Consider the following 23,596-nt stretch of genomic DNA (forward strand, 5'->3'; position numbering starts at 1 on the left):
GGCTCACGGCACCGGCCGCACCTGAATCCCGATCGCCTCTACCGCTGTCTGAGCGGTCGCTGCCGCTTCGCGGGGTCCGGGTCCAGTCGTCACCACCGAACCCGACCGGTCCCAGGAATGGTTGACCACACCGACTGTTTCACCAACCGACACTGAGACGTCCACGGCTTGAACACCGTCAAGCGCGCGCACCGCCTCGACGCCCGTCAAGGCAACGACTTCGCCGGGCGGCGCGTGTAGGAACCGAATCGCGGCGGCCCGGGTGGGAAGTGCTCGGGCGGCCGGGATTCCGCCGCTGAGCAGCACCAGCAAGTCCTTCAGCAACGAGCCGCCGTAGGCCAAGTCGATCAGGCGGTCGATGCTGTCGCCGGGCAGCCGCGCGGCGCACTCGATCAGGTACGGGTCGTGTGGCGAGACCAGCATCCACTCGGCATGGAGCACACCGGTGTCGAACCCCACCGCCTCGATCAGGTCACGCATCGCCTCCTCCAACCGCCCGGTGACGGAGGCCGGAAGGTCCGCCGGGACCGTATGCCCCGTTTCCACCGGGCGGATACCGGACAGGACCTCCTTCTCCGTGGTGTTGGTGAACAGCATCGCTCCGTTGCGCACCAATGCTTCGACGCTCACCTCCACGCCGCGCAACCGCTCCTCTACGAGGAAGCGGCTCGGCAGTGGGCGCTGGGGCCGGCGCTGCGGCGCGTCTTCTCGCACGCACCGCTCCCACGCGGTGTCCACGTCGTCGTCCGGGCCGAGGAGCTGCACTCCGAGGCTCCCCTGCCGGTTGGACGGCTTGAGCACGCATTCCCCTTTGTGCTCGGCGCGGAACCGCAGAACCTCATCTTGATGCGATACCGCACGGAATACCGGTTGCGACATGGGCACTTTCGCGCACCGTTCGCGCAACCTGAGTTTGTCACGCAATGTCAACGCGGCGCCAACCGTGGCTCCCGGCAGGCCCCACTCGTGCGCGAGAACCGCCGCAGCGACGACGCCGTACTCGTTCATCGGCACGACGGCCCGCACACCCGGCGGCCGAGGCACCGCGGCGACGATCGCGCGCGGGTCGTGCTCATCCTGGACTGGCGCCTCGATGAAACCCGCGACAACGGTGTTTGCCGCAATGTGCTCCTCGACTCGCCGCGCCGTCATGATGTCCGGTTCTTCGACGACGATCACCGAGCCCGGCGGACAACAGTCCGCGAGCGCTGCCAGGGCGTCCTTGTTGAAGCCGACCAGCACATACATGACGCACCACTCCCCCTGGGTTGCCACCGCTTGGTCAAATCTGTAGCTTGCTTAGTGGTTGCATGCACATTGTGCACGGGGGGAGCGAGCAACCATGAGCTTATCCGACTCTGCCGACTTGCGAACCGGTCCGGACGAAGCCGAGGTCCGCGAGCGCCTGCGCGCTCTTCCCGGCTTCCTGCAACTGCCGCTGACTTACTTGATCGGCAAACCCCATGTGGGACAACGGGGTTTGCGGCTAACACCGTCCTTCCACCTGCTGGCGGGCCTCTTCTCCACCGCTCTCGGCGTTACGGTCAGCGCGTCGGCGCTCCTTCTGGGCATACCGCCATGGTTCATCGGTATTCCACTCGGCTGGGCCATCACTCTGCACGGCCTGCGCAATTTGCGCATGATGATCTTCCACCAATGCGCGCACCGGAACATGTGGCGGCACAAGAAGATCGACGCGAGGGTCGGGAAACTGCTGGCCTGCGCGCTGGTAGTGCAAAACTTCGACGCCTACGCCGCCGAGCACGTGACCGACCACCACGCCGCCCATCACATGACCCTGCGTGACCCGACCGTACAGGCGATCCTGCTGGGATTGGGACTGCACCCCGGGATGTCCCGGCGGGCGATGTGGCGGACGCTGGTCATGAAGCTGTGCTCACCGGTGTTCCACGTTCGCTTCACCGTCTCCCGGATCCAGTCCTACTGGATCGGCGGATCAGTCCGGTCACGTATCGCCCTGGTGGCCGGGTGGGCAGCGATGATCGCATTGACCACCACAACCGGGACCTTGCACGTCTTGGCGCTCGCCTGGATCGTGCCGCTGACGGTGTTCTTCCAGATCAGCAACACCTTGCGCTTGTGCGTGAAGCACACCTTTCCCGCGAGGGACCACACGGCTACAGGACGCGAGCGCTTCGCGGGTCTGACCAACGCCATATTCCTCTGCTCCTACCCGCCGCCGGCCGAACTGCCCGGACCGCGTCGCGCGATCGGCTGGCTGCGGTGGTGGGCGGCAACGGTGTTCGTCCACTTCCCCAACAGGTACCTCGTCCTCACCGGGGACACCGTCTGCCACGACTACCACCACCGAAAGCCGATGGCACGGGACTGGCCCGACTACGTGTTCGCGCGGCAGCGCGATTTGGAAGCGGGCCACCCCGGATGGCCGCCGTATACCGCAGCCTGGGGACTGCGCGCCGCGATCGACCGCGTGTTCAACTCCCTGAGCTTCGCCGATCTCGACGTATACCGCCCAGAACTCGTCAATGGTGTGACCCGACGACAGCTCTTCGCGGCGTTCGACGACTGATCGCCATTCTACGCAGGGAGATCGCCATGCCCCGCCTCCGAAGCACAGTGATCGTGGGCGTCGCCGCCAGCGACGCCCACGCTGTTGCGAACATCCTGATCACCGAATCACTGCGGAACAACGGGTATCTCGTGGTGAACCTTGGTGTCTGCACACCTCTCCGCGAGTTCGCTGACGCCCAAGCCGCCCACTCCGAGGCGATCGCGGTGGTGATCGGCAGTGTTAACGGACACGCCTACGACGACCTCGCCGACCTGCCGGCGTTGCGCCTGGACGGGCTGCTGCACTGCCCGGTGGTGTTAGGCGGAAACCTGTCCGTCGGCAGCACGAAATCGTCGAAGGACATCACCCGACTCTCCCTGCTCGGAGTCGACCACATACTCGACTCGGTCCACGACCTCCTGCCGCTGCTCGACTCGCTGGCGCGTAAGACGGCCCAGGTGTCCGCATGACCTTTGCCGGCATCACCGTGATCCCCGATCTGGACGCGCCCGACCTTCCGTCGTGTGTGGACTACACGAAGACTTTGAGCAAGAGGGGAACGCACGAGCTGTTGGCTGCGGCTCGGGAAAGCGGCCAGGTTCTTGTTCAGCCTCGATGCGGCGTGGGCGACCATGGCCGGATGGTGGCCCTGCTGCGCGAACTGCACGAGGGTGCCGAGCCCGACGTGTTGTCGGTGACGATCGACGCGCACACCCGGCTGTCGCGTTTCGCCGAGGCGGAACGGGCACTGCACGAGGATCCGTCCAGGCTCAACGGCTATCCGCTGGTCGCTCATGGGTGGCGGCGAGGCCGAGAGCTCAACGAGAGCGTGCCCGTGCCGCTGGAAGTGCGGCACGGCAGTCCCGACCCGCGACAGCTGTTCGTCGTCGCCATCGCCTCTGGCATCACCTCTTTCGAGGGTGGCGGCATCGCCTACAACCTGCCCTACGTCAAGGACGTTCCACTGACGGCTTCGCTGCGCGCGTGGCAGGAGGTCGACCAGGCCTGCGGGCTGCTCGCACGACACGGGGTGATCGTGGAGCGGGAGCTGTTCGGCACGCTGACGGCGGTCCTGATGCCGCCTGCGCTGTCACTGGCGGTGTGCGTGTTGGAGGCGGTACGTGCCGCGCAGGCGGGTGTGCGCTGCCTGACCATGGCGTACCCGCAGGGTGGCCACGCCGTTCAGGACGTCGCCGCGCTCACCAGCATCCCCGTGCTCGCGGCCCGCTACCTGCCCGACCACGTCGAGGTGTACCCCGTGCTGCACCAGTTCATGGGGCCCTTCCCTGCCGACCCGGCGGTGGCAGACGCTCTGATCCTGTACGGCGGCTTGGTCGCCAGATGGGGCGGTGCGACGAAGGTCGTGGTGAAGACAAACCAAGAAGCCCACGGCATCCCCGACGCGGCGGCGAACATCCGCGGCATGCGCACGACCCGCGTCGCGCTGTCGCACCTGATGGACGGGTTCGGAGTCGATGACACCGCGGTGCGACAGGAACGCGAATGGATCCTGGGCGAGGTCGCTGAACTCGTCGACCCGTTGCTCGCCGCGCCCGACCTCACCGAGGCCATCACCACCGCGTTTCGCTCCGGCAGGCTGGACGTGCCCTTCAGCGCCAGCGTGCACGCCCACTCCGCGGTGCTGCCGGTGCGCGACCCCGCCGGTGCGATCAGGATCGGTCGGTTCGGCTCGCTGTCGCTGTCCGAGCAGACCAGGAAACGGCACCGGGCTCTCATCGGCGCCGGCGAGCCGGGGGACGACCGCGCCACGTCCATCGCCGCTGTCACCGCCGACATCCAGCGCTTCTCCGCATACGCGCCGTAGGAGAAAGGCAGAACTCTCGTGGCTATCGCACAAGCAGATCACGACAGCGGACACGTGATAGTGATCCACCAGTGGGAGGACCGCTACGCCGACTACGAGACGTACTTCGACCACGACGCTCACCCGGTCAGTTACATCGTCACCCCGGTCGGTGCGGGCTCGGTGCCCGCCGGCGCAGCGGCCGAGGTCGTCGTCGTAGACCGCACCAGCGACCTCAAGGTCATGCGCGACACCGTACGAGGACTGGTGGAGCGGTTCGGCAAGCCCCGCGGCATCGTCGCACTGAAGGAGAACGTCCTGCCGGTGGTGACCGCCCTACGCGCGGAGTTCGGCGCGGCGGGCAGGCGGGCCGAGGATCTTCGACACTTCCTCTACAAAGACGTCATGATCGAACGGGTGCACGAGCTCGGCCTACCGGTTCCGCCCACCGCGTCGGTTTCCGGTGTTGCCGACGTGCTGGCCTTCGCAGGTGACCACGGCTGGCCGATCGTGGTGAAGCCGACCCGGGGCAGCGCGAGCGAGGGCGTGCGCGTGCTGCGCCATCCGGACGACCTCAGCGATGTGCCGCTCGATGCGCAACCGATGCTGGCGCAGGCGTTCGTCCCGCATCCGATCATCGTCGTGGACGGGGTGTGGCTGGGTGACCGGCACGGGCCTTGGCGGGTCGCGCGGTACCTGGAGAACTGCCTGTCGTTCCGGCACGGCACTCCCCTGGGCATCGTCGAGTTCGACGACCCGGTCGTTATCGCCTCTGTGGAACGGTTTCTCGACAGCCTGCTCCCGGGGTTGTGCGCGGAAACGTTCGTCTATCACCTGGAAGCGTTCATGGTGCAGGAGCCAGGTGCCGGTGCCCCGAAGTTCGTCTTCCTCGAGATCGGCTCCCGGGTGGGCGGCGCCGAAACCCCGTTCCTGTGGCGGGAGGTGCACGGTTTCGACCTCATGGCGGTGGAGTCCCAGTTGCAGCTCGGCATAGAGCCCCGGATCGCCCGGGACGCCGCCGACACCTCGGAGGTCGCCGGGTACCTGTTGATGCCCGCGCCGGAGCAGCGGCCGTGTCGGGTGGTGGCGACGACGTCGATGGCGGGCCCCGGCGGGCCGTACGCCGAAAAGGTGCCACAGCCCGGAGGGGTGATTCCGCTGTCGGAGGCGTTCTACGAGCACGTCGGTGGCCGCTTCCGGTTCCGCGGCAGGACCACCGCCGACGTGGAGGCCGCGATCACCAAGGTGGCGGCAGGGTTCGACATCAAGACGGTTCCCATGACCGGTGACCGGAACACCACCCGGGGGGAAGCATGACGGAGATCATCTGTCGGGACATCGTGACCGACGCCAGCGCATGGACGGCGGCCGGCCTGCGCGAGCAGGACTGGCTCGTCGAGCTGACCCGTGACCAGGCCACCGAGCTCCTCACCGTCACGCGCCAGGTCGCCGACCTCAAGCCCACCGATATCGGCCGCGCGGACTTCGTGTTGCGGCTGCTGGGTCCAGTGCTGGCCGACCAGGTGCGGGAGTTGGAACACGGTCGCGGTTTCTCGGTGCTGCGCGGACTGCCGGTTCACGGACTCGAAGACGCCGAGGTCGAGCGGATGTTCATCGGCTTGGGCGTGCACCTGGGTCGGATCACGGCGCAGACCCGCACGGGCGAGATCCTCAACCATGTCCGCGATGTCGGCGGTGACAGCACCGCGCGTGGCTATACCAGCAGGTACGGCCTCCCGTTCCACACCGACGGCACCGACCTGCTGGCACTGCTGTGCGTCACGCCGGCGGTATCCGGCGGGCTCAGCAGCGTGTCCAGTTCAGTGAGCGTGCACAACCGGATTCTCAGCGAGCGGCCGGAACTCCTCGGCCTGCTCTACAAGGAATACCTCTATGACAAGCGCGGCGCGCAGGAAGAGGGCGAGAGCCCGTACTACGCGAACCAGATCTTCGGCTACTTCGACGGCAAGCTGGCGTGCCGCTACTACAACCGCGGCCGCGTCGAGTCCGCCCAGGAAGTCTCCGGCATCGCGCTCAGCCCTGCAGAGCGGGCCGCGCTCGACTTGTTCGAGGAATTCGCCGCAAGTCCCGAACTCAGGTTGGACGTCGATCTGCGGGCAGGCGACCTGATGCTGATCGACAACAACGTGGTGCTGCACTCGCGTACCGAGTTCTCCGACAGTGAGTCCCAACGCAGGCATCTGATGCGGCTGGCGGTCAACCCGGACCGGCAACGCGTGTTTCCCGAGGGCTTCGCCAAGTACCGCGAAGGCTACCCGGTCACCAGTCCGGTCGGCACGCCCAAGTGACGATCGTCGACCTGCGCACCCACCGCCGGAGCCTCGTGCTGCCGCGACCGTTCGTCACGGCCAAGCGCACCGTGTCCACACTGAACTCGGTGTTCGTCGAGGTGGTCGACGACAAGGGGTGCAGCGGCTGGGGCGAGGTGGTGCCGAACCTGCGTGACACCGGGGAGTCGTGGGAAGGTCTGGAGCCGGTGCTGCTCGGCCCGCTGCGCGACATGGTCCGCGGCGCCGATCCCGCCGCCTACGACCAGTTGTGCGCGCGGCTCGAAGGCATCGTCGCGGCGAACCAGGGCGCCCGGTCCGCCGTGGACGTCGCCGTGCACGACCTGCGCGCCCGCCAACTCGGTATCCCGCTACGGCACCTCTTCGGCGGCACGCTCGACCGCCTCGACACCGACGTCTCGATCCCGTTCGGCACTGTCGACGCCATGGTGGCCCGGGCCGTCGAGTTCGCCGCGACCGGGTTCCGCGCGGTCAAGATCAAGGTGGGCCAACCGGGCCGGGTCGACTTCGACGTCGTCACCGAGATCGCCCGGGCGCTGCCCGCAGGGGTCGCGATCCGGCTCGACGCGAACCAGGGCTGGTCCGCCAAGCAGGCCCTGCGCCACATGGCCGACTTGGAGCGAGCGGGCGTCGACGTCGAGGTGTTGGAACAGCCGGTGCCGGCGGCCGACCTGGACGGGCTGCGGTTCGTCACCGAGCGGGTCACCGCCGCGGTGATCGCCGATGAATCCGTGGCGAGCACTCGCGACGTGCTGGAGCTGATCCGGCGCGAGGCCGTCGACGGGTTCGTGCTCAAGCCGAGCAAGCTGGGCGGGTTGCGGCCCGCACGGCGTGCGGTCGCGCTCGCCGCGGACGCAGGAAAGTTCTGCATGGTCAGCACCGTGCTCGAGTCATCCCTCGGGGTGACGGCCGCAGCCAACCTCGCGGCGGCCTGCCCTGACGTGATCACGCACGTCGACCTCGACGCAGCCGTCTTCACCGGCACGCAGGGGGTTCGCGGCGGCATGGTCTACGACGGCGGTCAGGTCGTGCTGCCCGACGAGCCAGGCCTCGGCATCAGCGGTCTCGACGGGGCACACGGATGACCAGGACGGTAGTGATCCTCGGCAGCAGGGCCAACATCGTGCGCGCCGCAGTAGACCTCGGCGTGCACGTGCTGTGGATTCGCCCACCCGGCGCGGGCCCGGTCGAAGGGTTCACCGGACCGGTGGACATGCGCGAGTGCGACCTGGCGGACTACGCGGGCGTGCGTTCGCTCGTCCTCAAGGCCAGTCGGAGCACCGAGGTCTGCGGTGTGTTCTCGTTGACCGAGGGCGGCCTGCTCGCGACCGCTCGCCTCAACGCGGAACTCGGCCTGCCGGGCAACCGCCCGAAAGCGGTCGAAGCGCTGCTGAACAAGGGCCGGATGCGCGCGGTGATGGCCGAGGCGTGCCTGCCGGAGGTGCGTCACCGCCTAGTCCGCGATCCTGGTGAGCTGATCGCCTTCATGGCGGAGACGGCCGGCCCGCTGATCCTCAAGCCACCCTCGGACACCGGCAGCAGGAACGTCTTCCGGATCTGCGAGGTCGCGGACGCCGTGGCGGCATTCGCCACCGTCGGCCCCGTGCCGATGTTGGCAGAGGAACTGCTGGTGGGCCGCGAGATCAGTGTGGAGGCGTTCAGCGCAGACGGTGTCCACCGCGTGATCGCGTTCACCGACAAGTCGTTCCTGGCGGAGGACAGCTTCATCGAGATCGGCCACACCATGCCCGCCGTGCTCGGGGCCGCGGAGCGGACGGCTGTGGCGCGTGCCGTCGCCGACCTGCTCACCGCGGTCGAGGTCGACCACGGTCCGACCCACACGGAGGTGGTGCTCACCGCCGCCGGACCGCGGGTGATCGAGTCGCACACCCGCGTCGGCGGTGCGGGGATCGCAGAGCTGGTGCGGCTCGCCCACGGGGTCGACCTGGCCCGGCTGACAGTGGGCGTGCCGCTGGGTTTGGCACGTCCACCGGCAGCTTTCCCGGACGCGATCGGCGGCGCGGCGAGCCGTGCCGTGCTGCCCGCTCCCGGCGTCGTCACTGCCGTCCGCGTTCCCGACGACCTGCCGCCGATGGTGTCGGTCGCCCTGGACTGCCGGGTCGGCCAAGTGATCCCGCCCCTGTTGTCCGGAAACGACAAGAAGGCAGGCGTGGTCATCGCGTCCGGTGTGAACGCCACCGAGGCTGCGACCATCGCCGAGGCAGCGGTCGCCCAGATCACAGTCCGTACCGAGAGCAGATAGGAGGAGAACATGAGACACAAACGGGTGCTCGTGGTCGGGTGGAAACGACCACTGCTGCAGAAGGCGAAGGCGCTTGGCGCCGAGGTCTGGTTCGCTCAGCACCCCGGCAAGTACCGGCCGGATGTAGCCGATGTCAGCGATATGATCCTGCTGTGCGACTACACCGACCAGGAGTCGTTTGTGGCACTGGTCGCCGATCTGCACTCGGTCCGCCCGTTCGACGCCGTGGTCGCGGTGGCCGAGGACGCTTTGCTGCCCACCAGCATGGTGGTCGACCGGCTCGGTCTGCGCGGGGCGTCCGCCCGGACCGTGCGGCTGCTCACCGACAAGTGGGCGATGCGCCAGATCCTCGCCGAGTCGGGCGTCGACCCGGTCACCGCCGCCCTCGGTTCGACCGGCGCGGACCTGCTCGCGTTCGGCGCCGAGTCGGGCTATCCGTTCATCGCCAAACCTATCGCCGGCTGCGGCAGCTTCGGCGTGTCCGAAGTAGCCAGTCCCGAGCACGTGCCAGGTGCGCTGAGCGCACTGGGCGGCAGGCGATTCATCATGGAGGAGTTCCTCGACGGCCCCGAGATCAGCGTAGAGACATTCAGCTTCGGCAGTCGTCACGTCGTCCTCGCCATGACCGAGAAGCACGTCGGCAACGGTTTCGTGGAGGCCGGCCACACGGTGCCCGCCGAGCTCCCGCAGGACCTCGTCGACGAGGTGCGCACGCTGGTGGAGCGGTTCCTCGACGCCGTGGGACTGTGCGACAGTCCCGCTCACGTCGAGGTCAAACTGACCAGGCGCGGGCCCCGGATCGTAGAAGGGCACAATCGGCGTGGCGGCGATCGCATCAACGAACTCGTGGAGCACACCTGCGGGATCGACATGGAAGCCTTGACCCTGGCCTGGGCACTGGACCTCACCGAGCCGCTGACCGCCGGCCCTCGCCCGGTCGGCCAGGCAGCCATCCGGTTCCTCACCGCCGCGCCGGGCGAGGTGCTGGAGGTGGCCGGGATCGACGCCGCCACAAGGGTTCCGGGTGTTCACGCCGTCCAGGTCTCGGTAAAGCCCGGTGACAACATCGGCCCCGTGGAGTGGTCGGACGACCGCCCGGGCTACGTAATCGCGGTCGCCGACCACGACGCTGCGGAAGTGTGCGCCCGCGCCGCGGATCTGATCCGCATCCACACGCACCCGATATCCGGAACCGGACGATCGCAGACCCTTCCCACCCGCGGTGTCGATCAATCACCCCTCTTCGGCTATTGAACCAGGACGTTGCGCAATGATATGGCGTCGATTCAACACCGGTCGTATCGGTCGCCGATTCGGCAACAGCTACGCCGCGCGGTTCCCGAAGGGCGGAATAATCAATGCGTGCGCTCGGTCTGTCCGCGATGCCCGGTGCGCGGTCGTCGCTGGCACTGTTCTTCCTCATCGGAATCTCGCTGTCAAGTCTAGGTCCGCTGCTGCCGCTGTTCGAACAACAGTCGGGCGCTGGACCGTCGAGTTCATACCTGGTCATCTCGGGCTATTTCGGCGGTTCTCTTCTCGCCATGCTGGCGCTATCCCGAGGCAGGCTGGCGGGCAGCGGCGCGATCCGGTTCGCCATCGTCGTGTACGCGGTCGGCTGCGCGGGCCTGTTCTTCTCCCCCGACCTGCGACTGTCGGTGCTGTGCGCCTGTCTGAGCGGGTTCGGCGCGGGGCTCGGCAGCATGAACGTGAACATGGCGTTCGCCCGCCGGCGCAACGGCGTGGCCCTGGTCAACCTGGTCAATGCGGTATTCGCGCTGGGAACCGTGGCCGGTCCGCTGATCGCGAGCTTGTCCCTGCGAGCCGGTGCCGCGCACGGGTTGTTGGCCGTCGCCGTCATCGCGCTGGTGTGCTTCGGCGCGGCAGCTACGGCGACGTGGCCGGACGAGGTCTCCGAGCGGCGTGATGACGCGGAGCGGTCCGGCGTGCCGCGCCGTGCGCTCACTGGTTTCCTCCTGCTGTACCTGTGCTACGGCGGTGTGGAGACGGGCATCGGCAGCTGGGCGGCGGCACACCTGGTGAGCCAGGGCAACACCGCCGCCGACGCCGCCGTGCTCGTCGCGTGTTTCTGGGGCGCCACCGCCGTGTCGAAGGCGGCCACGGTGGTCTTCACGCGCCGCTGGTCGGCTCCCGTCCTGGTGGTCGGGGGACTGGTCGGGGCCGCAGGCGGTCTGGTGCTCGCGGCGGTGCCGCACGCCGCGGTGATCGGATACCTCGTGACTGGACTCGCGCTCGGGCCGGTGTTCCCGACCGGCCTCGCATGGATCGCCCAGGCGGGCGGAGGAACGAGGCTTTCCGGGGCCGCCGTGCTGGCGTCGATGACCGGCAGCATCGTCTTTCCTGCCGTCATCAGCAGACTCGTGGTCACGGGCTACATCGCGGCGGTGCCGTTGCTGATCGCCACCATCGCCTTGGGCGGTGCGGCCGCAGGAGCCGCGACGCGCGCCGCCAGAACGTCACGCGCAGTCCCGCCGGCCGACCCACACTGAGTCAATTATGTCCCGCACCTGCCTGCGGGCCGTGCATCACCGAACCTCCTCCACTTCCAGGAACAAGCCCCGCGTGGTCCCGTGGACGCACACCGTCCGCAGGTCCTCCACCCAGCCCGCGAGTTCATCTCCCAACGCCCTCGTCGCCGCACTGACCCCGACGCACCGCATTCCCGCCGCGTCTGCGGCCCGGACTCCCGCGACGGCGTCCTCGAACACCAGGCACCGCTGCGGCGCGATGCCCAACAGTCGGGCTGCCTTCAAGTAGCCCTCAGGATCGGGCTTTCCACGGACTACGTCCTCGGCCCCCACCAGGTGAACCGGCACCGGCAGCCCGGCCGCCGCCAACCGGCCGGCCGCGACTCTGCGGGTGCCCGAGGTCACCGCCGACCAAGACCCCGCCGGCAGAGCCGCGACCAAGGCACCCGCACCCGGCACTTCGCGCAGCCCGGCCAGGAGGTGCTCCTCGCGATCTGCGATCCGCTGTGCCTCGGCTTCCGCGTCCAGAACTGGTGCCACCAGGCGGATGAGGTCGACATCCCGGCGTCCGTGTGAGAGTGCGACCACCGAGTCTGGCTCCAGACCCGCGTCCGCGGCCCACTCCCGGAGCACGCTCTCGATCAACTCCATCGATCCGACCAGAACCCCGTCGACGTCGAACAGCACTGCGTCGCACTCGATCCGCACCTGGGAATCACGTCCCCTCTGTCTCAGGAAACCGCCAGACCCTGTCGCCGCCGGAGACCGGACGGGCGGACAGTCGATCCGGGCCGAACAGCATTGTGGCGGCGACGGTGCTGCTCAGCGCGGCGATGTCGTGCCGCCGCAACCGGTCCAGCATGGCCGGGTCGACCAGGCTGTGCCGGACAGCCCGGACTTCGGCGGCGGGCAGCACCTGGCCAAGGAGGAAAGCAACGCGCTCCGCGTGGTAGTCAGAGGTCACCACCACAGTGCGGCGCAGCGGGACACGTCCGGCGAGGTCGTGCAGGAACAGCACGTCGTCATAGCTGTGCCGGGTCTCCAGCCGCGCCGCCACACGTTCCGCCGACACACCGCGGGCAGCCAGCCACGCTCCGCTGTAGTACCAGTGCGGTCGCCTCGTTGTGTTGAACTGGGAACCGAACCCGCCGGTCAGCACCAGCCGCGCTGCTGGATCGCGCTCGAGTTCCGCGACCGTGACGGCCAAGCGCTCAAGGGCCATCGGGCTGAGCGCTCCGTTCCCATCGTTGGGTGCCGCGAGGACCGCCACCACGTCAACCGGATCGGCGTCCGTCGGCGGTTCGGGCTCGCGCGGCGCGCCACCGAACCCGTCGGCAATGCGCCGCGCGTACGTGCGGAAACGACGCCCCGACGCCGCCCGATGCATCCGCGTCCAGTCGCCTTCCAGGTCCACTCCTCCGGACATGACGACCGACGACCCGGTCGAGCGCCCCGACGCGACGGCGTCGAGCGCCGCTGCGGGCACGATCGCCCGGCATGTGTGGTCGGGGCGCTCCCCCTGCCACCACCCGCTCAGGTCGCCTGCTCCGAACACCAGGCCGAACGCCCCACCTCCTGGGACCAGCACCTGCACGCCGGCGCCGGTGTCCGCTCCGCCAACCGGCAGCAACCGATGCAGGACCGAGGTGTAGCGGTCCACCACAACCCTCACTCGTCGGCGAACCTGCGGTAGGCCAACACGGTGCGCTCGAAGTCCTCGTCACGGAACTCCGGCCGCCACCCCAACTGCTCCCAACCACGGCCGCCCGCCACGAGGTCCGTCTTGGTCTCGCCCTTGCGCATTGGCAAGTGCTCCACCCCGGCCTTCGACCCGGTCACCTCCAGCACCTTGTGGGCCACCTCGTTGACCGTGAACGCTGTGCCCGTGCCGCCGTCGAACACCTCGCGGTCGCCGAACTCGCACGCGTCGGCCAGCATGCGGCCGAGGTCGCCTGAATAGACCAAGTCGACGGTCTGTTCCCCGTCGCCCCAGATCGGGATGGGGACGCCGCGCCAACCCGCGATGGCAAACGTGGGCACGATCTTCTGCACGCCGTAGTGCTTCTGTCCCGGTCCGAAAGCGTTGTAAGCGCACACGTGGCTGACCGGCACCTGGAAGTTCTGGTTCCAGGCGTAGGCCAGGTTCTGCGCGCAGAGCTTCGTGGACTGGTAGACGTTCTGCCACACCTGGGGCATCGTGATCCCCACGAACCTGGCCCCGTTCTCGCGGCACGCTTCGAGCACCCGATAGGTGCCCTTGACGTTGACGTCGATCGCCGTTTCCACCATGTCGAACAGCTCGTCCGTTCCCAGCACACCCGCCAGGTGGATAACGGCATCCGTGCCCTCCAACACCGCCGGGAGCTTGTCGTCAAGGATGTCCACGCCCGACGCGCGGTCCACCGAGACCGTCGTGTGCCCCTCCCGCTCCAAGTATTCGACGGCGTACCGCCCGATGAAACCGTCGCCACCCGTCACTGCAACATGCATAGTCTCCCCCAATTCATGCAGTTGAATTCGGGGTGCCTTGGAACAACAACTCGCCTGACTATGCGACACATTGCGATAGAATGGTCCAACCGACCGCGAACCCGACCCGCCACCATTCCCCCGATCCATTCAGGCGAGCGACCCCAGCACCCGCTACCCAACATACCCGGCGATGCCGATTCGTCAACCTACAAGGCGCTCATCATGAGCAGAACCGAGTCACATCAAGCCACCTCGAATGGAATAGTGATTCCACCCCGCTACCATGGCGTGGCACTCCGTCAGGCCGCCGCAGAACGGGACTGATTCAAGATCAAGATCGGCGTTTGCGTTGGTAGAAGGTGCGTGAGGGGCCGTCGGCGCGGATGCCGCAGAGGGCGGCCGAGTAGAACACGCGGCGCAGACGTCGGTTGTAGCGTTTCGGGCGGTGCAGGTTTCCGGTGACGCGGCCGGAGTCCTTGGACACGGGGACGAGTCCGGCGTAGGAGGCGAGACGGCCGGCGCCGGCAAATCCGGACAGGGTGCCGCCGGTGCCGACGATGAGTCCGCTCCAGTGCCGGAAAGACACCGGTGAGCAGGTCGCGAAGACGGTTGACTCCCCGGACCCAGTCGGCCATGAGGTCGGTCCGGTGGGAGGTGAGCCGGGTCAGCTCGGGGATCAGCCCGTCGGGTGTGGTGACCTCGGTGAGGTCGGAGCGCATCCGGGCGGTTTCGGCGATGATCCGGGCGCCCTTGGCGTCGGCCTCGGCCTCTCCGCGGAATACGCCGGTCATGCGGTTGACCACCGGCCCGGCGTCGACGAGGCGAGAACCCGAGAAGCAGCTCGATCTCCCATCCTCTGACTGCTGCTCACGCGCTGCACTGGCGCGAAGTCCTCTGACACCCCCGAACTCGACCTGCTCGGCGCCCTGAACGACACCCGCAACTTCCGGTTGTGACCCGGCAGGCCCACCTGATTGGCCCGCACACTGGTCCGCCGAAAGGCGATTGGAGTCTCCCTACAACGGTAGCGATGTTCGCCGAACCCGGGACTGCGGAGAAGTTCAGCGGAGGGTATTTGTTCACGGGTTCCCCAGTCGAGCCGGCAAGAGCCGACCGCGGCACAGGCCATGAGCGAACTACTTCGCGATCCGCCGACTACGGCCGGATCCTGGCCGCGCTGAGTCAACACCCCCGGGCCGTGGAGATCGCGCATGGCGTCCGGGCGGAGGCTATGCGGTTCCTGCTGGAGCACGGCGAAACGCCGAGGCCGAGGTGATCCGGTCCGAGCATCTGCGCAGGAGGAGCCGTGGCTGAGCCCGAGGACCGACTGGCAACCGCACGCGCAGTCGTCACCGATGCCATCACGGCGACTTGGCGCCAACTCGCCCGACGGGGTGAGGTCATCTCCGAGGAGGTACGTGACGCGGTCCTCGCGCTGATGGTGGAACGCAGTCCCCGCGCCAAGTTCCGCATGATCGCCGAACGGTCGGAGTTGCTGACCCACGAGGCGGAACGGCTCGTCGACAGCGCCGCGGTCTTCATGCGCCACACCGGAGCGAATGACTACGGAACGTACTTCGCCAGTCACCTCGCGATGATCAGGGTTGTGCGGCGCGGTGAGTACGATCTCGAACAGGTCCCCGAACGGGCGCCGGCCCAGCTGCCCGAGGACTGCGGAACGCCGGACGCCGCCGAGTGGGTCGCGAAGGCACGGGCGCTGAAGGACGAGCGGCGAGCGGAAGAAGCGAGGGAGGCGTTCACGAAGGCCGTGCGGCAGGCCCGCGCCGAACGGAACCCGGTGGTCGAAGCCGAGGCGGCGCTCGGCCTGTTCGCGTCGCTCCCGAACATCCGCGGGGTACGGGGCCGGAAGCTGGAGCACGCGGAGCAAGCCGTGCAGGCCTACCGCCGTGCCGCAGACGTGGAGGGCGAGTGCCACGCGCTGGTGGCGATGATCACCGTGCTGACCGACGTACCGGATCCGCAGCGGCTGGCAGTCGCGCTGAACCGACTGTCCACCCTGGACGCGGACAGCGCCCGGTGGTGGCGCGAGTACTCCACCACGATGCACTCCGGTGACCTCGACCGCACGATCAGCGGCCTGCGTTGGTGCGTCGACCACGCCGGGCTGTTGGGCTACCACGGGCGCGCGAACCGGAAGTGCTGTGGTACGGCGAGCTGGCGCGGTACCGGCTGAGGGCCCGGCTCTTCGTGCTCGCGGCGTGCCACGCGGGTACCGGCTCGGTGGAGTTCGGCTCGGAGTACGTCGGCTTCCCCGGCGCGTTCCTCGCGGCAGGCGCACGTCAGGTCCTCGCGCCGCTGTGGGCGGTGTCCGACACCTCGACCGCCCTGCTCATGCGGCACTTCTACACGGCGCTCGCCACTCCGGTGTCGCCGGCGGCGGCGTTGCGCGAGGCCCAGCAGCAGGTAGCGGCGAACCCCGCCACCGCACACCCGTACCACTGGGCGGGTTTCCAGCTGTTCGGTGCCGCATGACCGGGGCGCGGGACCGCGACATCGAACCACCGGCATCGGCCACCCGGGTCGCGTCCTGCCCGGAGTTCCAGATCGGCTTCTTCTTGGAAGAGGTCTTCTGCGCCTACGTCGAGTGGCCCGGGGTGATCACCCGGGGTCATCCGGAACCGGAGGTCGCGCGGCTTCAGGACATGGGTGGCTGGGCCGCCGACGAACTGCGCGGCCGAGGCGTGGACCCGGCCCTGGTCGACCGGTTCGAAGAAGTGCTGGCCGGGGTGCCCGGCACGGGAGACGTCCCCGACCGGTTCGACGAGCAGTGGGCGCACGAGCTGGAGCGGATCAGCCAGTGGATCGAGACCTTCATCGGCGTGGCGCGGAACGCGGTCGGCTCCCGGCGTGCTCGCTACTTCGACTTCGGGGTCATGCTGAGCCGCATCGGCGTCTGCGCCCGGACGCTGCGGATGGCGGACTTGCTTCCGCCGGAGATGGACGGGCTCCGGTCGGCGACCAAGGCTCAGTACCAGCCAGAGCTCGCCCGCGCGGTCAGGGTGCTCCTGGCGTTCGTGACCGATCGCAGTGCCGCCCGGCCACCTGATCCGGACCAGCACGAGCTGGACCGTGCGGTCGACGACTTCGCCCGCTACGCGGTGACGTGGTTGGCCTCCGACGACGATGCGGAGCAACTGCACGGGCGTGGCAAGGAGGTGACCTTCGCCGCCGGGATGCACAGCAGCGACGCGATCTCCCGCCACGTGATTCGACGCAAGTACCCGGAGCCACTGCCCGAGGAGGAACGGATCCCGCTCGCGGTGCCGCACTCCGACGACGACCGCTTCCACCTTCACGCCCTCTGGCAGGAGATCAGAACGCCTCGGGGCGACGATTCGGCGCGCTACCACGAGATCCTGCGGGATTTCGTGGAGCTGACCCGGCGCGTCCTCGGCCCCGTCCACCCGTTGACCCTGCACATCCAGGTGGACTTCGCCTCGTCACACGTCATGGTCGGCGACCCGGACACCGCCGTCCTCATGCTGCTCGACATCGCCGAGACCGCGTTGCGGCACTACGGGCCGACACACCCGGAGCGGTACCTGATCGTCGGGAACGTCCACTACTGGCTGCTCTTGTGGAACCCTGCCCTAGCGCGACAGCTCTACGAGTTCCCGTTGAAGTCCTTCGCGCTGAGTGACGAGGACTCGGTCTCCGAAGCGCTGCGCCGGCCGCGCGCGGTGATCCGCCAGTCCCTGGGGCTCGACGACGCCGACCGGCCGCCGGCGGAATGACGGCGATCAGGGGCCGATGTGGTGGTAGCCGATCCAGGCCGCGAGCGGGTGGTCGGAGCGCACTTCCCTGAGCACTTCGGTGAGGCACCGCGCGGCGTCCGTTGCGGTGAGCCGTCCCGGTGCGCGCAGCCGCTCGTACACCATTCCTGCGACCAGGCGGGCGGTGCTGTCGCCGACGGAGTTCAGGTTCGCCACCACGTGGCGGAAGCCGGCGACGTGGAACGCGCCCGCGAGGTGGATCGCCTCGTCCGGCAGGTCCGCGCCGCCGATTCCGCTCTCGCACGACGACAGGTAGGCGAACTCGGCGGTCGAGAGGTCGAACCGGGCCAGGTCGATCGCCGCCAGGCCGCCGTCGTGCAGGTCGAGTCGGGTCTCGGCGGGGTGGCGCAGGTCCTGGCTGCTGTGCCCGGCGTAGTGCAACCACGAGTGCCCCGACACCGCCGTGCGGACCGCCGTCACGGTCGCCTGCGCGGAGTCCAGCACGCTCCTGACCGTGCCGAGGGACGCGATCTCGTCCAGCGCGTGTGGCAACGGTGTCTTCCCGGGCGTCTCCGGCATTGCGACGGCCAGCACGTCCGCCTCCACCTCGGGCCGCGCGCGTGCGGTGAGGAGCGCGCGCAACGTCGGTGTGTACGACGAGACGACCTGATCGAGCACACCGGTGTCGGACAGCGTCACGGGGTCGTACCACTGTGCCGCGTGCAGTGGGAGGAGGCCGAACGGTCCGACCGGGCACCACCACAGCCGGTCGGCGCCGTCGACGACGGCCAGCACCTTCTCCGCGACCGAGCGCCACAGCCACTCCAGCACGGCGCGGAGCCTGCCGTTCACCTCGGCCCGCTGCTCGCCCGGCAGGCCGTAGTAGTCGCGGACGCGCACCACGGTGTCCAGGTACAGCCGGGCGACCTCACCGGGGTCGAGCCGACCGAGCTCGACGACCTCGATCCGGCCGTCAGCGATGACCAGCGCGTCGCACCGGCTCGACGCGGCATTCACGACCACGACCGGCCCGTGGTCGCCGACCGCCCGGAGTCGGTCGAACGACGGTGCGCGCAGGAAGTCCGGGAAGCCGTCCGCACGCACGGACGCGACCAGGCGGTCCCACTCGGCGGCCAACGCGGTGCGCCGGTCCGCGTCACCGGTCGAACCGTCCAGCGCCGCTCTCAACTCGTCCAGCCGGGCGGTCGTCGCGGGTGGGAGGTCGGCCCGGTCGCGGCGGACGCCGACAACCTGGTTCCACAGCACGGAACGCCCCTGCTCCAACAGTTCTACCGCGCACTCCGGCACACCGGCGGAGATCGCCGCGGCAGCCGCCTCCCCCGCGACGGCGCCGAACCTCGTCAGCAGGAGTTCCTGGTCACGGCGGCCCAGACCTCTCCACGCCAGCGTGTCCAGCAGGTCCACGGCGTGCCCGTAGCCCTCCACCGCGGCCACATGATCGCCCACCTCGCCCATCAACTCGCCCCACGCGCGGGCCGCCGACGCGCGGATCAGCACCGGAGCGCCCACCTCGGCCACCGCGCGGCGATAGGCGTCGTGGGCGGCACCCGGGCCGTCCGGGTCGGCGAGCCGCCGAAAGCGCGTCGCGTGCGCGTTGCCGAGGTTGTACAGGTGGGTGGCGGCACGCCGGTCGCCCGGTGGTGTGCTGTCGACGGCGTCGTCCAGGGCCGTGATCGCGGCGTCCATGGTGGCAGGTTCGCCAGTGACCTCGTACTGTCGGAACAACGTGGTGCCGAGTCCGCCGAGGTGGGTCGGACGGTCGATGTGTCCCAGGTCGAGCGCGTCCAGTGCTTCGCGCCGCAACGCGATCGCCATGTCGAGCAGTTCCATGTCACCCGTGCGCCGGTGCAGGTCCACCAGCCCTGAGCTGAGGTTGCCCTGCCGGCCGGGCAGGGACGGATCACCGGGCGCGGAGGCGTGGACAGCCGCGGCCAGCGTTTCGACGGCCTGCTTCAGGACTTCGTCGCGGCGCTCCACCTCGAACCGGGCCGACAGCGCGTTGCCCAGGTTGGTCAGCGAGTGGGGGCGGTGCGGGTGGCCCTCGGCGGCGGCCTCGACGGCGTCGCGGTGCACGGCGATCGCCTCGTCCAGCGACGGCGTGTCGCCGGTGTGCTCGTACCGGCGCATCAGCACGTTGCCGAGGTTCGTCAGGTAGGCGGCGCGTCGCGGGTCGAGCGGCTGGTTTCCGTCGACCGCCGCGCGCGCCACCCGGACCGCCGCGTCGATTGCCGCCACGTCGCCGGTCAGCTCGAACCGGGTGCCCAGTGCGGTCGACAGATTCGTGGCGTGGACCGGGTGGTCGGCATGCCCTGGTGGGGTCTCGTCGACAGCCGCCTCGGCGATGGTGAGGGCATGGTCGAGCAGGTCGGTCCGACCGGTCCGCCCCGCCATTTCGGTGAGGGCCATCGCCAGGCTCGACAACAGCTCCGGACGGCTGGGGTCGCCGGGTTCCAGCGCGTCGACGGCGTCCTGCGCGGCCTTGGTGGACTCCTGGAGCACGAGGAGGTCTCCGTTGCGCCGGAACGCCGTGCGCAACAGGGCACTCCACCCGCTCAACACCCGCGCCGTCCCGGTCGGCAGCACGCGTTCGTGCTCGTGCAGTGCCTCGGCGAGCGCGTCTTCGTCACCGGCGTGCTCGAACGACAGCCTCAGCGCCGCGGTGAGCCCGGTGGTGAACAGAACGCGGTCGGGGCTCGTGTCGGGCACGGCGGCGACCGCCGACCGGTAGTGCGTGACCGCCTCCGCCAACGCGTCCAGCGCGCCGGTCAGGTCGAACCGCTCGCGCAGCGCGTTGGCCAGGGCGAACGCCTTCCGCGCGTGGTCGACGCCGCCGTCCGCCAGCGCGGCGCGGAGCACGTCGACGGACCGTTCGACCACCTCGACGTCGCCTTTCGCAGCGCCTCGCAGGCGCAGGGCGGTGCCCAGCCCGAGCAGGCAGCGCGACCGCTCGGGGTGGCCCGGGGGTGTGCTCGGCAGGAGGTCGGAGAGCATGGTGAGCGCGTCGTCAACGAACCCGTGACCGCCGGTCCGATGGTGGAGTTCGATGAGCAGGTGCCCCAGGTTGCACGCGGCCACGACGCGGACCGGATGCCCTTCCGGCGTCGAGCCGACTGCGTCGCGGAGCAGTTCCAGCGCGCGGAGCCCGTCTTGGACGCCGCCTGTCGCGGCGTACCGACGTAACAGCACGCCGCCGAGGGCTCCGGCAGCCATCGGGTTGGCCGGTGCGAGACGGGTCGCTTCCTTCAACACGGCCACCGCGCGGTCCAAGTCCTCCCGGTCGCCCTGCCACTCGAACGACACGCGCAGCCCGTCGCCGAGGTTGACCAGGTAGAGCGGCAGGTTGTCGGTGGCGTCGGTGGCGGCGATCTCCAAGGCGGTGACCGCGGCCGTGAGCACTTCCGGATCTGGGGCGAGATCGAGTCCGCGAAGCAGGGCGACGCCGAGGAACAGGTGGCAGTTCGGGCGGTGCGGGTGGCCGGGTCCGGTGCGCTCGGTCGCCTCGGTGAGCAGGTCCAGCGCGGTCCGGAGGTCCCGCGGGTCGCGGCGCAGGTGGAAGCGCAGCGACCACGCGCTGCCCAGGTTCCCCTGCCGGGCCGGGCGCATCGGATCGTCCTGGGCGGTGGCTTCCAGACCGGCGGTGAGCAGCTTGATCCCCCGGTCGAGCGCCTCCTGGTCGCCGGTCGCCTCGGCGGCCTGCAAGAGCGGGGCGGCGGCGGCGGTGAACGCGCGCGGGTCTGGTTCGGTCATCAGCGTTCCGGGACGTGGATCCAGGCGGGCTCGGTGAACCCCTTCTCCGGCTGGTCCACCGTGGCCGGGTGGAACGACTCGGGAATGAGGTCGCCGTAGCCGTGCGCGATGACGTCCCGGTAGAGCGAGTCGGGCACGATCAGCGCCAGGTCGGCCCGCGGTGTCGTGGCCAGCGCCCGGCGCAGCGGCGCGGAGTCCAGCATTCGGTGCACGGCGATCGCGGCGGTGCCGACCCACCCGTTGGGCACCGCGCCGATGGTGCCCCGGTGCAACGCGACCCGGATGCGCAGCCTGGCGTGGTCGTTGAGATCGGCGTTCGCGCGTCGCAGTGCCGTGCCGAGGCCCGCCACCAGACCGGGGATTACCGCGGTCTCGTCCAGCCCCGTGGGCAGGACGGCGAACTGCCCGTCGCCCGCGTTCTCCACCCGCACGGCCGACTCGTCCACACCCGCGAGTTCCCGTGCCATGCTCAGGAGTTCGCGGAACCGCTCCTGGGCACGGGCCGCTTCGGGGTTGCGGAACCGGCGGTAGTTCTCCACGTCGGCGGCCAGGCACAGACGAACGGTCGGAGTGGTCGACGGCACGGTCCGAACCGGACGGCCGACCGGCGCCCGTCGGTCCGCGGGCAGCGGCTCGGTGAACACCCACGGCCGCTCGACGCGGGCGTGGCGGATCCTCCGCAGCGGCACCACAGGCAGGAGCGGACCGGTCAGCGAGGCGTCGAGCCGTACCCGCACGGCGAGCACGTCGACACCGTCGGGCACGTCCAGCGCAGCGGTCGCGGTGAAGCGCCGCACATCGAGCGCACGGTCGTTGAAGCCACCGAGGAACCACCCGAACGTGCGATCGCCGAGGCCGGAGACGGCCACCGGCACGCCCGCGTCGCACCACAGGTCCACCGGCCGGATCCGGTTGTCATCCAAGCCGACGCGCAGGAACAGCGCGGTGTGACGCCACCTGGGGAGCAGGTCGCCGAGTTCGACGCGGACCACCATCCGCACCCGACCGTTCCCGTCGACGTCGAGGACGGGCCGTCCGACGGCCGCCGTGGTCACCGGCCGAACCCGCGTGCCGCCCGCCGACCACCGCCGCACGGTCATCTCGCGCGGTTCGAGCGCGGTCATTGGACCGGGGGCAGGTCGGCCCCGGTGCGCCGGGTGCCGACGAGGTAGGCAGTGTGCGGCGCGATGAGGGAGTGCCCGGCCCGTCCGTGCACGATCTCCGCGGCGGTCGCGCTGACCACCGTCGACACCCCCGGGTCGACGCTCAGGGCCACTACCGCCTCCCTCAGGCGTTCCGAGGCGCCGCCGGTGACCACCAGGTCGTGCACCTCGAACAGGCGGGCCTGGCGGTAGTCCTTGCCGGACACCGGGTACGGGCCTTCCGACACCGTCCGCACGTGCGCCAGGCCGACCTCGCGCACCCGGTCGCCCAGGTCGGGGAAGCCGACCTCCGTCAGTTCCTCGGTCAGCTCCCGGCGCAGGCACTCCTGGGCGTCCTCCCGGTAGGCGCCGCTGGCAAACCACTGCCGGAAGCCCGCGAACGAGCGCAGTGGCAGCACACCCCGCAGGTCCGCCCGCGTGCGCACGCCGCGCGAGCTGTGCCGCTCGGGTTGGAAGCCCAGGTGTTCCAGCAGTTCGACCGCGGGCGGGAAGTACTTGAACACGCCGCCGGGCGGTGCATAGGCGCCCGGACGGGAGGAGGTGTGGAACAGCACGAACCGGTCGTCGTCCCGGATGCGCAGCAACGCGCAGTAGGAGATCCGCACGGCCCGGCTGGGTCGTGCACTGCTCGGCCGTGGGCCAGGCCGGAAGACCAGCGAACCCATACCCGCTACCCGCTCGGCCGCATGTCCGCCGCGAACAAGTCGCAGCTCGGTGACCGCCCGAGCACCGGCGTGGCCAGCCGGTCGCACACCTCGTCCGGGCACACGTGGTCGGACGCCTCCGGTGCCGCCGACCACGGCCGCCACGGCCGGTCGGAGTCGCCGTTGCGCGACCCGCCGGACTCCTCCGCCGCACGCAGCCGCTCGATGTCCGCCAGCAGCACGCGCCACTCCGGCAGCGCCCGGGTGCCGGCACGTGTGCGCTCCACGAGCCGGGTCAGCCGCGCGCGCAACCCGAACCGGTTCGCGTCCCGCAGGATCTCCTGGAACTCCGCGCAGATCCGCGCCCACTCGGCCGCATCGCCCATCCCGCTCCCACCCATGTCGAGTGCCACCGGGTAC

Annotated in this window: 20 protein-coding genes and 1 pseudogene; 12 read left to right on the plus strand and 9 right to left on the minus strand. The window is 69.5% G+C overall.

All coding sequences use genetic code 11. The annotated features are described in order from the left end of the window. Window positions 1-3 precede the first annotated feature (3 nt). Window positions 4-1,248 (minus strand): ATP-grasp domain-containing protein, encoded by a 1,245-nt coding sequence (locus F4560_RS14245; protein ID WP_184920288.1) that lies wholly within the window; start codon window positions 1,246-1,248, stop codon window positions 4-6. 94 nt (window positions 1,249-1,342) lie between these two features. Between F4560_RS14245 and F4560_RS14250 the strand changes: the two genes are divergently transcribed. The 9 genes from F4560_RS14250 (at window position 1,343) to F4560_RS14290 (ending at window position 11,416) form a co-directional block, all read left to right on the plus strand. Then, window positions 1,343-2,551 carry a stearoyl-CoA 9-desaturase gene (locus tag F4560_RS14250; protein ID WP_184920289.1) on the plus strand — a complete coding sequence of 403 codons (1,209 nt, stop codon included), beginning with the start codon at window positions 1,343-1,345 and terminating at the stop codon, window positions 2,549-2,551. A 26-nt stretch (window positions 2,552-2,577) separates the two neighbouring features. Further along, a complete protein-coding gene (locus F4560_RS14255; protein ID WP_221483489.1) occupies window positions 2,578-3,003 on the plus strand; it encodes a methylaspartate mutase in 426 nt (141 codons plus the stop codon). Further along, on the plus strand, window positions 3,000-4,358 hold the full coding sequence (locus F4560_RS14260) for a methylaspartate mutase (protein ID WP_184920291.1): 1,359 nt from the start codon (window positions 3,000-3,002) through the stop codon (window positions 4,356-4,358). Before F4560_RS14255 ends, F4560_RS14260 begins: the two co-directional genes overlap by 4 nt. A 54-nt stretch (window positions 4,359-4,412) precedes the next feature. Beyond that, a complete protein-coding gene (locus tag F4560_RS14265; protein WP_184920293.1) occupies window positions 4,413-5,654 on the plus strand; it encodes an ATP-grasp domain-containing protein in 1,242 nt (413 codons plus the stop codon). Window positions 5,655-5,677: 23 nt separating this feature from the next. Next, window positions 5,678-6,646: a TauD/TfdA family dioxygenase gene (locus F4560_RS14270; protein WP_184920295.1), complete on the plus strand. Its 969-nt coding sequence runs from the start codon at window positions 5,678-5,680 to the stop codon at window positions 6,644-6,646. After that, complete coding sequence (locus tag F4560_RS14275; RefSeq protein ID WP_184920297.1) at window positions 6,643-7,731, plus strand: mandelate racemase/muconate lactonizing enzyme family protein; 1,089 nt, start codon at window positions 6,643-6,645, stop codon at window positions 7,729-7,731. The genes F4560_RS14270 and F4560_RS14275 overlap by 4 nt, the downstream gene beginning before the upstream one ends. After that, window positions 7,728-8,909: an ATP-grasp domain-containing protein gene (locus F4560_RS14280; protein ID WP_184920299.1), complete on the plus strand. Its 1,182-nt coding sequence runs from the start codon at window positions 7,728-7,730 to the stop codon at window positions 8,907-8,909. Before F4560_RS14275 ends, F4560_RS14280 begins: the two co-directional genes overlap by 4 nt. Before the next feature lie 9 nt (window positions 8,910-8,918). After that, window positions 8,919-10,163 carry an ATP-grasp domain-containing protein gene (locus F4560_RS14285; RefSeq protein ID WP_184920301.1) on the plus strand — a complete coding sequence of 415 codons (1,245 nt, stop codon included), beginning with the start codon at window positions 8,919-8,921 and terminating at the stop codon, window positions 10,161-10,163. Window positions 10,164-10,267: 104 nt separating this feature from the next. After that, complete coding sequence (locus F4560_RS14290) at window positions 10,268-11,416, plus strand: MFS transporter (protein WP_184920303.1); 1,149 nt, start codon at window positions 10,268-10,270, stop codon at window positions 11,414-11,416. A 36-nt stretch (window positions 11,417-11,452) separates the two neighbouring features. Here F4560_RS14290 and F4560_RS14295 read toward each other — a convergent pair whose 3' ends face one another. From F4560_RS14295 to F4560_RS14310, 4 genes and pseudogenes are all read right to left on the minus strand, one after another. After that, entirely contained in the window at window positions 11,453-12,103 is a 651-nt protein-coding gene (locus F4560_RS14295; RefSeq protein ID WP_184920305.1) for an HAD-IA family hydrolase, read from the minus strand. Window positions 12,104-12,110: 7 nt separating this feature from the next. Continuing rightward, window positions 12,111-13,067: a YdcF family protein gene (locus tag F4560_RS44460; protein WP_184920307.1), complete on the minus strand. Its 957-nt coding sequence runs from the start codon at window positions 13,065-13,067 to the stop codon at window positions 12,111-12,113. Then, window positions 13,064-13,885 (minus strand): NAD-dependent epimerase/dehydratase family protein, encoded by an 822-nt coding sequence (locus tag F4560_RS14305; RefSeq protein ID WP_221483490.1) that lies wholly within the window; start codon window positions 13,883-13,885, stop codon window positions 13,064-13,066. Before F4560_RS14305 ends, F4560_RS44460 begins: the two co-directional genes overlap by 4 nt. Window positions 13,886-14,207: 322 nt before the next feature. Beyond that, window positions 14,208-14,676, minus strand: a pseudogene (locus F4560_RS14310) (transposase); the annotation flags it as partial. Between the two features lie 497 nt (window positions 14,677-15,173). On the opposite strand from F4560_RS14310, the gene F4560_RS14315 reads away from it, so the two are divergent. Genes F4560_RS14315 through F4560_RS14320 form a run of 3 tightly spaced genes read left to right on the plus strand, consistent with a single transcriptional unit; the run spans window position 15,174 to window position 17,622 of the window. Next, window positions 15,174-16,061: a hypothetical protein gene (locus tag F4560_RS14315; protein ID WP_221483491.1), complete on the plus strand. Its 888-nt coding sequence runs from the start codon at window positions 15,174-15,176 to the stop codon at window positions 16,059-16,061. Next, window positions 16,025-16,360 carry a CHAT domain-containing protein gene (locus F4560_RS43510; protein ID WP_221483492.1) on the plus strand — a complete coding sequence of 112 codons (336 nt, stop codon included), beginning with the start codon at window positions 16,025-16,027 and terminating at the stop codon, window positions 16,358-16,360. The genes F4560_RS14315 and F4560_RS43510 overlap by 37 nt, the downstream gene beginning before the upstream one ends. Beyond that, the gene (locus F4560_RS14320; RefSeq protein ID WP_184920311.1) at window positions 16,357-17,622 is read left to right on the plus strand and encodes a hypothetical protein; all 1,266 of its coding nucleotides are present in this window, start codon (window positions 16,357-16,359) and stop codon (window positions 17,620-17,622) included. Before F4560_RS43510 ends, F4560_RS14320 begins: the two co-directional genes overlap by 4 nt. A gap of 6 nt (window positions 17,623-17,628) precedes the next feature. Here the strand turns inward: F4560_RS14320 and F4560_RS14325 are convergent, their stop codons facing one another. The 4 genes from F4560_RS14325 to F4560_RS14340 form a co-directional block, all read right to left on the minus strand. Next, a complete protein-coding gene (locus F4560_RS14325; protein WP_184920313.1) occupies window positions 17,629-21,369 on the minus strand; it encodes a CHAT domain-containing protein in 3,741 nt (1,246 codons plus the stop codon). Next, window positions 21,369-22,493 (minus strand): hypothetical protein, encoded by a 1,125-nt coding sequence (locus F4560_RS14330; RefSeq protein ID WP_184920315.1) that lies wholly within the window; start codon window positions 22,491-22,493, stop codon window positions 21,369-21,371. Before F4560_RS14330 ends, F4560_RS14325 begins: the two co-directional genes overlap by 1 nt. Beyond that, complete coding sequence (locus tag F4560_RS14335) at window positions 22,490-23,137, minus strand: SMODS-associated NUDIX domain-containing protein (protein ID WP_221483493.1); 648 nt, start codon at window positions 23,135-23,137, stop codon at window positions 22,490-22,492. The genes F4560_RS14330 and F4560_RS14335 overlap by 4 nt, the downstream gene beginning before the upstream one ends. Window positions 23,138-23,202: 65 nt before the next feature. Then, window positions 23,203-23,589: a hypothetical protein gene (locus F4560_RS14340; protein WP_184920320.1), complete on the minus strand. Its 387-nt coding sequence runs from the start codon at window positions 23,587-23,589 to the stop codon at window positions 23,203-23,205. Between the last annotated feature and the right edge of the window lie 7 nt (window positions 23,590-23,596).

Origin of the sequence: Saccharothrix ecbatanensis (assembly GCF_014205015.1) — a bacterium.
In the GTDB taxonomy this organism is placed as follows: Bacteria; Actinomycetota; Actinomycetes; order Mycobacteriales; family Pseudonocardiaceae; genus Actinosynnema; species Actinosynnema ecbatanense.